The sequence below is a fragment of the Shewanella sp. Actino-trap-3 genome (assembly GCF_002836275.1).
Lineage (GTDB): Bacteria > Pseudomonadota > Gammaproteobacteria > Enterobacterales > Shewanellaceae > Shewanella > Shewanella psychromarinicola.
Map to the genome: position 1 here is coordinate 1,071,213 of NZ_PJCE01000001.1, position 14,331 is coordinate 1,085,543.

Genomic DNA, 14,331 nt, shown 5'->3' on the forward strand with positions numbered 1-14,331 from the left:
ACTACCTATCAATACTTACTCTAACGGTAAATGCATTTTACTCACGATTAACATGTATATATTGCTTTACGGCTATACGATTGACTCATTCGGTGCAGGCACTAAACATAACACTGTACGCTGCCCTATCGGCACATTCGCATTAGGAAACACAATCGCTTCTTGTGGGTGTTCTACTTTAATCTCTACACCACCTTCGGTCGCTAGCACTTCGCCCTCGCTAAAGGCACTGAAGTTTTCGGCATCACCGGCAAAGCTAAAGGCAAAGTCTTCAACATGCTTATTGATCGAGCGAGACACCTTATATAAGTTGACCTTGGAAGAGTCGAACTCAACAGGCGCTAACGCAGTTTCGGTGATCAGCTTTTCAAGCATAGTATGAGTTTGAGTAAAACGACTCATGTCATTTTGCCCAAATGGCATCACCTTACCTAATTCAACCGTGAAGGCATCTGCTTGAAATTGCTGTGACGAATAATAACTAAACGTCGTTGTGGGTTCATGATGAAACAACATGGTATCAACACCACATGCCGCTAAAAACATGATTTGCTCCGCGCTAAAGGCTCGCCCTGGTCGGTATGGATAAATAGCAAATTTTTCATGCTTTGATGCGCGGATGGCGGTATGTAAATCGTAATGTATGCGTTGATGTTCGCTATTGGCGTTAAAAAAGTCGGCGACATGTTGCTCTAATGCTTTGGCGCGGTGACGTTCTGGATGAGTTAAACCCTCACCTTTTGAGTGCGCGCCACTGAACAGACGGTTCATGTTTTCGTGAATAAAACGGGTTCGATTAATGATGGCCGCAGGATTACCTATTAAGAATAAACACCGCTGTTTAGCGATAATTTTCTCACTCAACAAATCATGAATAAGTTGATTACACATTTCAATTGGCGCGGTTTCATTACCGTGGATAGCACTGGATAGTACAATGTCTTTGGTCGAATTTTGGCTCGGGGTAAACACAATGACACCCGTGTCGAGTACATCAACATGAGTATGTGTCCCTAACATAAAATCAAAAAAGCCATCTATTTTGTCGGGATTGGCTAAAGTGTAAGCTAAAAAATCTTTTTCTTTCAGTAGATTAGATAACACAAACAACTCCTTGTATGCTTTATTATGCGGCATGATTAAGTTAGCCATTGTGCACCACTTAACATTAATTGCCTGTTTTTATCGGCGGATTCTAACATAGCCAAACATTATTTTATTGGTGGCATATGTTAGATTTATTTATTAATAAAAGTTTGCTTGCAAAACATCTCAATATTCAACACAATTATAGCCATCTAGACTTCTGTAAATTATTTTAAGGGTATGTCATGGCGTTAGCAACATTTGGTGCAGGTTGTTTTTGGGGTGTTGAATATTTTTTCCGTGACATTAACGGCGTCAGTAACGTAACTTGTGGCTACATGGGTGGCCAAGACAGTGCGACAACATATAAAGAAGTCAAAACCGGTTCAACCGGTCATGCTGAAGTGGTACAAGTTGAATTTGACCCGCAAGTAGTCAGTTTTGACGATTTATTGGACGTGTTTTGGCAGAACCATAATCCAACCATGTTAAATATGCAGGGCGGCGACATTGGTACCCAATATCGAAGTACTATATTTTTCCACGATAAACAGCAAAAGGCCGAAGCTGAAAGCTCTAAGCTGGCGCTAGCGCGCAGTGGTAAATGGGGACAGCGTCATATTGTGACCGAAATTGTACCAATACAAACATTTCACATTGCCGAGGAATATCATCAAAATTATTTAGAAAAAAATAATTTACCAACATGTCACTTGGTTTATTAATCCCGTTGAGCAGATATAGGGGCTGTTTATAATTTAAATTTGCCCTGCTTATAACTGAATACAGCTCCATTTATCGGTAAATATTACTTTTTACAATAAGTGATTCGCTTTAGGCTAGTTCGCTTGCCTAGAACCAGTTATTGACATAATAGATAACCCCAATCGATTTCTTACACTCAACTTCACTTTACCCGCCGTAGTAAATTCCATACAATCTCATTCATATTGCTTAGGGCATGTTATCGGAGAACAAAATCATGAGTGAAGCTCGTCACGTTAACCTACTAATTTTAGGTTCTGGCCCTGCCGGCTATACCGCTGCAGTTTATGCTGCACGTGCTAATTTAAAACCTGTGATGATCACAGGCATGCAGCAAGGTGGGCAATTAACCACGACTACTGAAGTTGAAAACTGGCCAGGCGATGCAGAAGACTTAACCGGCCCAGCATTAATGGAACGCATGCAAAAACATGCAGAAAAGTTTGATACTGAAATTATTTTTGACCACATCAACGAAGTAACCTTAACTGAGCGCCCTTTTCGTTTAAAAGGCGATAATGGCGAATTTACTTGTGATGCATTAATTATTGCTACTGGTGCTTCAGCTAAATATTTAGGGCTTCCTTCTGAAGAAACCTTTATGGGTCGCGGTGTGTCAGCGTGTGCGACTTGTGATGGCTTCTTTTACCGTAACCAAAAAGTTGCAGTGATCGGTGGTGGTAACACCGCGGTTGAAGAAGCACTTTATCTAAGCAATATTGCTTCTGAAGTTCACTTGGTTCACCGCCGTGACAGTTTCCGTTCAGAAAAAATTCTGATCAACCGTTTAATGGACAAAGTGGCTAACGGTAATATCATTTTACATCTCGACCAAACACTTGAAGAAGTCACTGGTAACGAAATGGGTGTAACGGGTCTTAAAAAGAAAAGTACTAAAGACGGTTCAGTAACTGATTTAGACGTTGCGGGTGTATTCATCGCCATCGGTCACAGCCCAAATACGGGTATTTTTGCTGACCAATTAGAAATGAGTCATGGTTACTTACAAGTAAACAGTGGCTTACAAGGTAATGCGACTCAAACTAGCATTGAAGGCGTGTATGCTTGTGGCGACGTAATGGACCAACATTATCGTCAAGCTATCACATCAGCCGGTACCGGTTGTATGGCTGCATTAGATGCAGAGCGTTTCTTAGACGCGCAAAAGTAATCTACCTCGCTAACGCTAAAAAAAGAGCAGCTTCGTTTGCTCTTTTTTATTAACTGATAAATGATTTACATCGCTTTATACCCATCAGGCCTCAAGGTGCTTTATCCGGTACCCGCTCGGATGCCAGATAAAGGTGCCACATTTGTTAATGGTCATTCCCTTGTCACTTGTTGCAACGCAGTTGGCGTTACTCTGTTAGGTTTATGCCATTAATCTAGATAAATTATAATAAATTAAATGCCTTTTTAAACTTCTTTTTGATAAAACACTGCTTCGGTATCACCTAATGGATCTCGATGAATACTTTTGTGTTGGAAGGTCATCCCGAGTTTTTTCATGATCGCGATAGACGCTAAGTTTTCTTCTATCGCCACGGCACTGACATGAGTGACCTCATCTACTGCACTCACCACGTCCATGACAGCTTGGGCCGCTTCTGTTGCGTAACCTTTGCCCCAACTTATGTGCTTAAATCGCCACCCTAATTCAAGGTTATGCGGCTGTGCTTGGGTAAAAAAATGCATTGGTCTGACTAACACCCAGCCCAAATAGGCACCGCTTAAGCCATGATTGTCGTTGTCAGCGCACGTTAATGCCTGTACCTTCCATAATCCCCAGCCTTTGGCTGGATTTAAATATTGAGCCAATCTGGGGATCATCACCGTATCAATCTGATGTTGAGTGGTTTTGTGTCCTCCATTTAAAAAATGCATCACCCGTTCGTCTTGGTCGAGTTCAAATAATAATGCGCTGTCATCAAGGGTTATTAATGATAATTGTAATCTAGAGGTATTAGCGACCAACATGTTTTTCTCCTTGGGTTGACACACAAGTTTACACAATGAAACAACAAACAATATACATATCGATTAACATATACCACTGAAAAAACTATTAGCAGTATGCACAGCAATTTGCTGCAAAAAAATTCGGATATTAAGAGGAAGGATTGTGGCGACTAAAAAACAAATCATATTACCAATCATAGTATTAGGAATTGGAATAGCCGGTTTAGTTGGCTTCTCTGCGTTAAAAAAGCCCCCAGAAGAAAAGCCCGCTGTTGATAACACTCCTTTAGTGTCGGTTGAAGCAATAGAGTATAACACGATGACCTTTTCGGTCAGTTCATATGGTGTTGTGGCCGCCAAATACGATACCGAACTCGTGTCGCAAGTAAGTGGTGAAATTATTTATTTAGCCGATGCATTCGTCAAAGGCGGCTTTGTTAAAAAAGGCGATATTCTTGCCAAAATAGACCCTAGCGATTACGAAGCAGGCTTATTAGATGCTCAGGCCAATGTTGCCGCATCGAAAGCTAATATGGTTCAAGAGCGAGCCAATGGCGAAGTTGCCTTGCGAGAATGGGCGGAAATTACCAGTAGCAAGCCAACGGCTCTCAGTTTGCGGAAACCGCAATTAGCCCAAGAGTTAGCAAAGCTAAAAAGTGCTGAAGCAGGCTTATTACGGGCGCAACGTGATTTAGAGCGTACCGTGATCCGCGCACCGTATGACGCACTCATTTCCAGTCGTGAAATCGGTTTAGGTGCATACATGACTACGGGCAGTAAAATTGGCCATGTTTACAATACAGATACAGCGGAGATCCGCTTACCACTAGCCGATAAAGATATGCAATATTTAGACAGCAAAGGCACCCATGCTGAAGTGCAATTAGTGGGCAATTTTGCCGGAAGTAAACAAGAGTGGATAGGAAAAATTGTCCGCAGTGAAGGCGTGGTAGACAGTAAAAGTCGTATGACCTATCTGGTTGCAGAAATTGACGATCCCTACGGGCTTAACACCAATAAGAATGAATTACGTTTTGGCACCTATGTCACCGCTCATATCGAAGGCAGTAATGCCGGCAATGTGACCATTATCCCCCGTCATTTGATAGTAAATGGCTTAGTTGCCGTCATGGATGCAGACAAAAAACTGCGTTATAAACCCGTCACAATTATCCGCCAAGAAGGTGCTAATGTGGTTATTTCTGAAGGGCTTGAATCAGGAGTGCAAGTGATAACATCAGCGCTTGATTACCCATTAGAAGGCATGAAACTGGCACTGCCAGAAGATAAGATTCTGCAAAAAGAGTCTGTAGAAAAAGAGCAGACAGAACTTGCGATGGAAGGTAAATAATCATCATGGCAGATACTCATAAAGGAATCATCGCCTGGTTTGCTCGCAATAGTGTGGCCGCAAACTTACTGATGATCATTATCATACTCGGTGGTCTGTTGACCGCCAATACTATTCGAAAGCAGTTCTTCCCTGCCGTTGAAATTAACTGGATTCAATTTAGCGCTGTTTACCCCGGTACTGCGCCGCAAGAAGTGGAAGAAGGCATTACCATTAAAATTGAACAAGCATTAGAAAGTGTTCAAGGTTTAAAGCGAGTCATTACCTATTCAAACCGTAATATGGCTCAGGGTTACTTTCAGGTTGAAGACTCATATGACCCATTAGTGGTACTTGATGAAGTCAAGTCCCAAATTGACTCTATCTCTACTTTCCCTGGCGGCATGGAGCCCCCAAAAGTTGAGCGAATTAAATTCAGGCAAGAGGTAATGTACTTAAGCCTATATGGTGATTTAAATCAAAAGCAGCTGAAAGACTTGGGCGAGCGGATTAATGATGAAATCATGCAGCTGCCTGGGGTTAACATTAGCGAATACTATAGCGGCTTAAGTTATGAAATTGGTATTGAAGTTAGTAAAGACCGTTTGCGGGAGTTTGGCATAACCTTTAACGATGTTGCCGATGCGGTTCGCGGCTATTCACGCAATATGTCTGCGGGGCAAATTAAAGCTGAAAATGGTTACATTAATTTACGCGTCCAGAATCAAGCCTATGTGGGCTACGAGTTTGAACAACTGCCTTTACTGACCTTAGATGATGGTACTAAGATTTTATTGGGCGATATCGCCACCGTAAATGATGGCTTTGAAGAAGGCATCCAATACTCAAAATTTAATGGTAAAAATTCAGTTAGCTTTTTCATTGGTGCCGCTAAAAACCAGAGTATTACAGATGTTGCCAAAACCATTAATATTTTTGTCGATAAACAGCAAAATATATTGCCACAAGGCGTAAAACTTGAACCTTGGGTCGACATGACTTACTACTTAGACGGTCGTTTGCAATTAATGCTCGACAGCATGAAAACGGGTTCTATATTAGTGTTTATCATGTTGGCACTATTCCTACGAGTTCGATTAGCGTTTTGGGTGATGATGGGGCTGCCAGTATGTTTCTTAGGCACCTTATTGTTTATGCCAATGGCCTTTATTGATGTCACCATTAACGTTATCAGCTTGTTTGCCTTTATCTTAGTACTGGGGATCGTGGTCGACGATGCCATTGTTATGGGAGAAAGTGCCCACAGCGAATCAGAAGAACACGGCCAAAGTATTGAAAGTGTTATTCGTGGGGTTAAAAAAGTTGCCATGCCAGCGACCTTTGGGGTGCTAACAACAATAGCGGCCTTTTTACCCATAACCCTTGATGATGGTCCGTCATCGGCATTTGGGCAAGCCATTGGTTTTATTGTTATTTTATGTTTGTTATTTTCGTTAATAGAATCAAAATTAATTTTACCCGCGCATTTAGCCCACATGAAAAAACCTACCGTGGTTAAACCCGGTTCAAAAAATCCAGTAGATTGGCTGCGTAACGGCGTCAATTTTGTTCAAGGAAAAGTTGACCGCGGTTTGAGCCGATTTATTAGTTCTATTTATCGCCCTTCCCTTGAATTAGCCGTTGAATATCGTTATGCGGTCATAATGTTGTTCATTAGCTTGATCCTGATCGGTGTTGGACTCTATATGGGTGGTGTGGTGCGTTTTATTGGTCAGCCAAAAATCCCCCACGATTTCCCAAGGGTAACGGTTGAAATGAACGTCGATGCATCAGAACAGTCGACGCTTGCGGCCGCTCTGGCGATTGAGAAAACCTTATATGATGTCGATAAAAAGATAGAGCAACAGTACGGTCAGAAAATGATTTCTGACATGCAGGTCGATCTTAAAGGGCAAACAACCGCTGAAGTGATGACAAAATTAGTCGACCCATCTGTGAGACCGATGGACACTTTCGCTTTAGCTGAATTATGGCGACAAGCCATGCCATTAATTCCAGGTGTAAAATCCTTTAACATCCGCGACAGTCTGATGGGTGGCGGTCGTGAAGACGGTGATATTAGCTTCAGGCTTGAAAGTAAAGATGAAGCCCAATTAGTTGCCGCTTCACTCGCCCTTAAAGAGAAGCTTAAATCTCTTAAAGGCGTCAGCGATGTCAATGACAGCCGTCAGTCAAGTGCAAAAGAAGTGCAGTTCCAATTAAAACCGTTAGCCAACGCATTAGGCTTAACCTTAGCCAATATTGCCTCGCAAGTGGGTAACAGTTTTTATGGCTTAGAAGCACAGCGTATTATTCGAAATGGTGAAGAGATCAAAGTGATGCTTCGCTATCCAGAAGAACAACGCAATTCAATCGCACTGGTACAAGACGTAATGATTAACACCCCACAAGGTGCAGAGTTACCCTTATCTGAAGTGGCGGAAATTAAGGTGGTTCAAGGGGTTAATAGTATTCGACGCGAAAACAGTAACCGTACGATTAACGTATGGGGCAATGTTGATGCAGAGCAAACTGAACCGTTTAAATTGGCTAAAGATATCCGTGATAACTTTATGCCAGAATTACTGACCAAGTATCCACGGGTACACAGTGAGGTTTCGGGCAGTATTCAAGAGCAATTAGACAGTGCCGACACCCAAATGCGTGACTTTATTTTATCGCTATTACTGATTTATAGCTTGTTGGCTATCCCACTGCGCTCATATATACAACCAATTATGATCATGTCTGTTATCCCTTTTGGGGTCATAGGCTCCGTCATGGGACACATCATTTTAGGCATTGATTTAAGCGTCTTATCCATTTTTGGTATTATCGCGGCGGCTGGTGTGGTGGTGAATGATTCGTTAGTGATGGTGGATTATGTTAATAATTCCCGAAAAGCGGGCGTCGCCATGAAAGAAGCTGTGCTCAATGCGGGTTGCAGACGCTTTAGGGCGATAATGTTAACTTCATTGACCACATTTATTGGTTTAGTGCCGATTATGGCCGAGACCAGTATGCAAGCTCAAATGGTGATCCCAATGGCGGTATCATTAGCCTTTGGGGTACTGTTTGCAACAGTCGTAACCTTATGCCTCATCCCTTGTCTGTACATTGCTATTGAAGACGGTAAAACAATGATCCGCAAGATCATCAATATTTACGTCCCGGTCCCTTCATCAGCAACAACAGCAACCTAGCAGTATTAGTTACTTGTAAAAAAAACCACTAGCAGCACACATAAAAAGGGCCTTAACAGGCCCTTTTTTATTACCGCTTTCTATGGCCGTTCTCTATTATTCTTTCTAAGACGAATTTTTAGCTTGAAGCTAAGCCCTACACACTATTTCATGATGCTTTAATCGATTACTAGAGACAGACTGAGTAATTGGTTTTATTCACAAAATAACGACCGCGTAAAAATAGTGTCTTTAACGTTATTCCACAAAATATTATGCTAATCTAACCTTAATCACCGTGCTTATTGCCAGCCAGCTAAGGTCACTTTCTATGAGTCAACGTAGCATTAATGCTCTATTTAAACCCACTTCTGTGGCAGTCATTGGCGCGTCTAACGGCAATAAACGTGCGGGTAAAGCCATTATGAAAAACCTGCTTTCGGGTGGTTTTTCTGGACCTATTATGCCGGTCACCCCCAAGTACACTGCTGTGATGGGGGTATTGGCTTATCCCAATATTGAAGCGCTACCCATCAAACCAGATCTCGCCATTATTTGTACTAATGCGCTAAAAGTCCCCAGTATCGTTGAACGTTTAGCGCAATTTGGCTGCAAAGTGGCCATTATTATGGCCTCAGGCATGGCCTCGCAAACCGACGAGCAAGGCAATAATTTACTTGAAGTCACCAAGCAATATGCTAAACGTTACGGGATGCGTTTGTTAGGCCCCAATAGCTTAGGAATGATTTTACCGCCTATAGGTCTCAATGCCAGTTTAGCCCACGCAGGTGCCAACACCGGGAAAATCGCCTTTGTGTCACAATCTGCCGCCATTTGTACCACGGTACTCGATTGGGCAAACAACAAAGGCATTGGCTTTTCTTCCTTTATTTCATTGGGTGATGCCACCGATATCGACTTTGGTGAATTGCTAGACTATCTAGGCCGTGACAGTAAAACCAGCGCCATCATGTTATATATTGATTCAATAAACGAAAAACGTCACTTTTTATCTGCTGCCCGTGCCGCCTCGCGCAATAAACCCATATTTGTGATTAAATCAGGACGCAGCCGTGAAGGTGTAAAAGCCGCCATGCTCCATACTGGGGGGATTGGTGGCAACGATGCCGTTTACGAAGCCGCCTTTAGGCGTGCCGGTATGCTAAGGGTTAATGATTTAATCGAATTATTTGCCGCGGTTGAAAGTCTCGCACATTCTGCACCCCTCAAAGGCGAACGATTGGTTATTATGAGCAATGGCGGCGGCCCTGCGGTGCTTGCTGCTGATGAGCTGATCATAAAAGGTGGCAAATTAGCCCCCTTGTCAGAAAAAACAGTTGCCGAGCTCAACACTATTTTGCCTAGCACCTGGTCACAGCAAAATCCTATCGACATGATTGGTGATGCAGACCATCAACGTTACGCTGATACCTTAAATGTGCTGATGAGTAGTAATGAGACTGACACCATTTTAGTGCTGCATTCGCCATCGATATTAGGCGAAAGCGTCGAAATAGCCAACAGTATTATCGACATCATTAATAAACACCCCAATCGAAACCGATTAAATATACTCACCAACTGGGGCGGTGAGGACTCAGCTTATCTCGCCCGCAAACGGTTTACTAAAGCTGGCATTTCGACCTATCGCACCCCTGAAGGGGCTGTAAAAGCATTTATGCATATGGTCGAATACCGTCGTAACCAAAAATTACTCCAAGAAGTCCCACAATCGATACCCGATAATATTCCGACTGATAGCCACGCGGCGCGAGCATTATTACAACAGGCCTTAGATAATGGTCAAACGGTACTGGAAACCCATCAAGCTGGTGATATTTTACGAGCTTACGGCCTCAATACCATTGAAACATTATTTGTAAAAGACGTGGATGAAGCCGTCAATGTCGCCAAGCAAATAGGTTATCCGGTGGCGTTAAAAGTGCAATCACCCGACCTACTCTACAAGTCGGATGTCCACGGTGTGGTATTAAATTTAGCCTCGGATGAAGATGTGAGCTATGCCGCCCACTCTATTATTAATCGGGTTCATCAAATTACTCCTAGCGCCAAAATTGACGGTTTGATTATTCAAAAAATGGCCTTAACCGCGGGGGCACAAGAAATTCGGGTATCCGTGATTAATGATCCGGTATTTGGCCCCGCTATCTGTTTAGGTGAAGGTGGCTCGGATTGGGACCCGACTCGTGATGCTGCCGTTGCCTTGCCTCCGTTAAATATGGCGTTGGCGCGATATATGGTCATCCAAGCACTGAAAACCCACAAGTTACGTGACCGTCACTTACCACTGGGTTTAGACATGAATGCCTTGTGCGTCATGTTAACCCAAATCTCTCATTTGATTATTGATTGCCCTGAAATCGCTGAATTAGACATTAACCCAGTGTTAGCGGCGGGTGAGAAAATCACCTTATTAGACGTCAATATGCGGTTGCATGATACGCCACAAGACAACATAAACCGCTTGGCCATTTTGCCTTACCCGAAAGAATTAGAACAAACCACCACCTTAAAAAACGGTCTTCAGGTGATGTTAAGACCCATTTTGCCCGAAGATGAACCTAAGCATTTAGAGTTTGATAATTCATTAAGTGATGAAGACAGATACAAACGTTATTTTGGGGTGCGTTCACGGATGACCCATGAAGAAATGGCAGTATTAACTCAAATTGATTATTCCCGTGAAATGGCGTTTATCGCAACCACAATGACAGAAGATGGCGAAGAGCTGACCTTAGGCGCCGTGAGAGCATCTATCGACCCAGATAATACTGAAGCCGAGTTTGCTATGGCGGTACGCAGTAACTATCAAGGGATCGGCTTAGGTAAGTTATTGCTCGAAAAACTGATTGCTTATTACAAGACCAATAACACCCTTTATTTAATGGGGTTTACCATGTTTGAAAACCGCAGTATGGCCAACCTTGCCAAGTCACTCGGGTTTACAGTGTCATTTGATATGGAAGAACATCTGATAAAAATGCACATGGATTTGCAACCTGAGTCTACCGTCCAATAACATTCTGGTTATCACACGGTATTAATCAGCAATAGATAAACAAACGCCCACCAATGGATCATAGCGATTACATTCATTGGTGGGCTTAAACGTTTTATAGCCAAATACCCGTGCGATTAAACAAGATAAAAGACATTATCGAAATAGCCATTATGCCCGCTAGAACAGACCTGATAACGTCTGATTATTGACGAGCATATCGCTAAATCATGTGCTAAATCAAAAGCTAAATAGAGGATTGAATTTATAGCCATAAAAACGATATAGATTAACATCAAGCAAACTTAACGCAATTTTTACCGGCTGATTTTGCGATATAAAGTTGCTCATCAGCGCGGTAAAATAACGTGTCAGTGTCATCACCCGTTTGAATTGTTGCCACCCCAATAGAGACGGTAATATGGCCTAGGTTTTGTTTTTTTTCTTTACCGATAGAAAGCTGTTTCAATGAAATTCTCTCGCGGATCTTTTCGGCCACATTCACGGCGTCGTTAAGCTTGGCATTGGGTAACATGACGACAAACTCTTCACCGCCATAGCGGGCAACCAAATCGTCGCCTTTAACGGTATTTTTCATGGCTAAGGCAACATAAGCCAAAACCTTATCGCCAATTAAATGGCCAAAAGTATCATTGAATACCTTAAAATCATCGATATCTATCATCAACAGACTGCATATGGTTTGGGTATCATTAAACTTAGTCACCTGCTCTGCGGCAAACAGTTCATAAGAACGGCGATTTTTTAACGATGTCAGTTCATCTGTCATGGCCACCTTACTTAAGTTGTCCATTTCATCTTTGAGACTAGTAATCTCTTCAGATAACGACGCAAGACTGACCGCCATATGACGATTATTGGCAATGACTTGTTCCACTTCATCAGCAATACATTCCACGATAAGGTGGAGTTCATCAGCATTGGGGTTTGTTTGCAGCTTTTCACCAAATTCATTAAGATTAGTTGAAAAAGACTCAGTACCAAGATTTAGCAGCTCAACCTTATTCAATAAGCTGTTTATCAGAATTTGAGTTTCAATGTGCACATTTTCAATAATTTCTGGTGAACGTTCTTCAATAAACCGATTGTATAAGCCTAAGTTAACTTCGGGAGTAAATTGGACCTTATTAGCAATTAAACCATCAATTGCACGTTTAAGATTAAGGTTCGTCTCGGCAAAATAATCAAACCAAATAGCATAATTTTCTGGCGTTACAGGAATAGCTAATGATGCCATTTTAGGTAATGCCAAATGCAGTATATGCGAAGTTTGTTCAAGATTTTGGGTATTATGCATCGAAAACGATACCTTAGTAATAAATACAATGTGTCAAAGGTTATCAGTATGTTATGTCATACTTATGAACTAAACTCAATTATTGATCGTTTTGTTAACCATTAGACATAGGTAAATAAAACGTATTCATTTAACCCTTTTAGTCCCACACAGCGTTTACTATAAATAACTAAGGTAAACATACTTTTATTATTTGTTATTTTTAGTGTGAACACCGGAAATACCATGCCTTTTAATGCGAAACATCTTACATACACTTTACGAGGACAGAATATGAACCTGCCAGCTCTCGCTTATGCCAAAAAGCTCATCATTACTGTAACTATCATTACTAGCGTGTTGTCGTTTGGATCGAATGCTACAAGTCCTGTTGACAATAATTATCTTAACAACATAAAAATTAACAGCACAGTTATGGATACCCGTCATTATCAACCGCAAGTTGCCAGTAAAATGTATCCCTCACCTTCCACTGGAATGGTACAACATGTGCTTACCTTGCCAACCCTAGCCGATGAACAAAATTACATGCTTGAAGTGCAAATAGGCCAAAATAAACTTGTCGATTGCAATAAAATCAATCTCATAGGTAAGATTAGCACATTGTCATTAGCCGGCTGGGGATATGTTTATTACCAAGTCGATAAAGTGATGCAAGGCCCGACTACCAGAATGATGTGTACTGCAGAGAGAACCGCTGAATTTATTGTCCTCAATGAAGCCCTGACGCTGCGCTATGACAGCCGTCAACCTAAAGTCTTTTATTTACCTGAAGGTACTGATTTACGTTATAGAGTGTGGAAAACTGCCAGCGAGTTTGTGTTTAGTGAGCAGTAAGCGTTGAGGCACAAAGGGCTTAAGTTTATACTTGGGTCACTTTTCATCAGTTGTCGATTTATGTCTATTTCATTTGTGTTAGTTGAACCCACCCGAGCGGCCAATGTGGGTGCTGCGGCTAGAGCTATCAAGACCATGGGCTTTGAACAGCTTATTTTAGTTAATTCTGCATTACATTTACAGCCTGAAGCACTTTGGGTGGCACATGGTGCACAAGATATTCTCGCCAATACCATTACCGTAGACAGTCTAGCGACATTACGTGAACGTACCGATCTGCTGATTGCCACAACAGCACGTGAAAGAGGAAGCCCAAGGTGTTATTTATCACCGACAGAGTTAGTCAGTACGTTACAAAGCAAGAATGTATTCGGACCAAGGAGTATCCCGCGAGAACACCCACATACTCACTCATTGCAAAACCTAGCCCATCCATGTGCTATTGTATTTGGCAGAGAGTCTAGCGGACTGAATAATGAAGAGTTAAGCCTATGTGATCTCTACAGCTATGTGTCATTAGCTGCCGATTATCCCTCGCTAAATTTAGGCCAAGCAGTGATGGTATTTGCCTATCAACTCAGCCAGGTTGATAAAAAAATTGGTCTACAACAGTTAGCGGCCACAGATATAGCAACTGACCAATTACAGGCTTTAAAGGCGAAAGCGATGGCTTTAGTCGAGCAGATTGATGCAGGGGAAGATACTAAACTTGTCCAATGGCTCAGCGACGGCATAGCCATGCTGGGACAACGTGATATGAAAATGGCTCATCAATTATTGAATGACATTGCAAAAAAACTGAAATAACCTATCCATTAACACTCAGCACACCGAA

At 42.1% G+C, this 14,331-nt stretch carries 10 protein-coding genes; 7 read left to right on the plus strand and 3 right to left on the minus strand.

Going from position 1 to position 14,331, the window contains the following annotated elements:
• Positions 1-72: 72 nt before the first annotated feature.
• Positions 73-1,104 (minus strand): succinylglutamate desuccinylase, encoded by a 1,032-nt coding sequence (astE, locus tag CXF80_RS04565; protein ID WP_101034673.1) that lies wholly within the window; start codon positions 1,102-1,104, stop codon positions 73-75.
• Positions 1,105-1,331: 227 nt separating this feature from the next.
• Here astE and msrA point away from each other — a divergent pair, with 227 nt between their 5' ends.
• Positions 1,332-1,811, plus strand: coding sequence for a peptide-methionine (S)-S-oxide reductase MsrA (gene msrA, locus CXF80_RS04570; protein ID WP_101031657.1), 480 nt, complete (start codon positions 1,332-1,334; stop codon positions 1,809-1,811).
• 257 nt (positions 1,812-2,068) lie between these two features.
• Positions 2,069-3,022, plus strand: a complete 954-nt coding sequence (gene trxB / locus CXF80_RS04575) for a thioredoxin-disulfide reductase (protein ID WP_101031659.1) — start codon at positions 2,069-2,071, stop codon at positions 3,020-3,022.
• 245 nt (positions 3,023-3,267) lie between these two features.
• Here the strand turns inward: trxB and CXF80_RS04580 are convergent, their stop codons facing one another.
• A complete protein-coding gene (locus CXF80_RS04580) occupies positions 3,268-3,828 on the minus strand; it encodes a GNAT family N-acetyltransferase (RefSeq protein WP_101031662.1) in 561 nt (186 codons plus the stop codon).
• A gap of 145 nt (positions 3,829-3,973) precedes the next feature.
• On the opposite strand from CXF80_RS04580, the gene CXF80_RS04585 reads away from it, so the two are divergent.
• The 3 genes from CXF80_RS04585 (at position 3,974) to CXF80_RS04595 (ending at position 11,362) form a co-directional block, all read left to right on the plus strand.
• Positions 3,974-5,161: an efflux RND transporter periplasmic adaptor subunit gene (locus CXF80_RS04585; RefSeq protein ID WP_101031664.1), complete on the plus strand. Its 1,188-nt coding sequence runs from the start codon at positions 3,974-3,976 to the stop codon at positions 5,159-5,161.
• A gap of 5 nt (positions 5,162-5,166) precedes the next feature.
• Positions 5,167-8,343, plus strand: a complete 3,177-nt coding sequence (locus CXF80_RS04590; RefSeq protein WP_101031666.1) for an efflux RND transporter permease subunit — start codon at positions 5,167-5,169, stop codon at positions 8,341-8,343.
• 310 nt (positions 8,344-8,653) lie between these two features.
• The gene (locus CXF80_RS04595) at positions 8,654-11,362 is read left to right on the plus strand and encodes a bifunctional acetate--CoA ligase family protein/GNAT family N-acetyltransferase (protein WP_101031668.1); all 2,709 of its coding nucleotides are present in this window, start codon (positions 8,654-8,656) and stop codon (positions 11,360-11,362) included.
• A gap of 274 nt (positions 11,363-11,636) precedes the next feature.
• Here CXF80_RS04595 and CXF80_RS04600 read toward each other — a convergent pair whose 3' ends face one another.
• Positions 11,637-12,659 carry a GGDEF domain-containing protein gene (locus CXF80_RS04600; protein WP_101031670.1) on the minus strand — a complete coding sequence of 341 codons (1,023 nt, stop codon included), beginning with the start codon at positions 12,657-12,659 and terminating at the stop codon, positions 11,637-11,639.
• Positions 12,660-12,932: 273 nt separating this feature from the next.
• Between CXF80_RS04600 and eco the strand changes: the two genes are divergently transcribed.
• The gene (eco, locus tag CXF80_RS04605; protein ID WP_101031672.1) at positions 12,933-13,496 is read left to right on the plus strand and encodes a serine protease inhibitor ecotin; all 564 of its coding nucleotides are present in this window, start codon (positions 12,933-12,935) and stop codon (positions 13,494-13,496) included.
• Between the two features lie 60 nt (positions 13,497-13,556).
• Positions 13,557-14,303 (plus strand): TrmJ/YjtD family RNA methyltransferase, encoded by a 747-nt coding sequence (locus CXF80_RS04610; RefSeq protein ID WP_101031674.1) that lies wholly within the window; start codon positions 13,557-13,559, stop codon positions 14,301-14,303.
• The last annotated feature ends 28 nt before the right edge of the window (positions 14,304-14,331 follow it).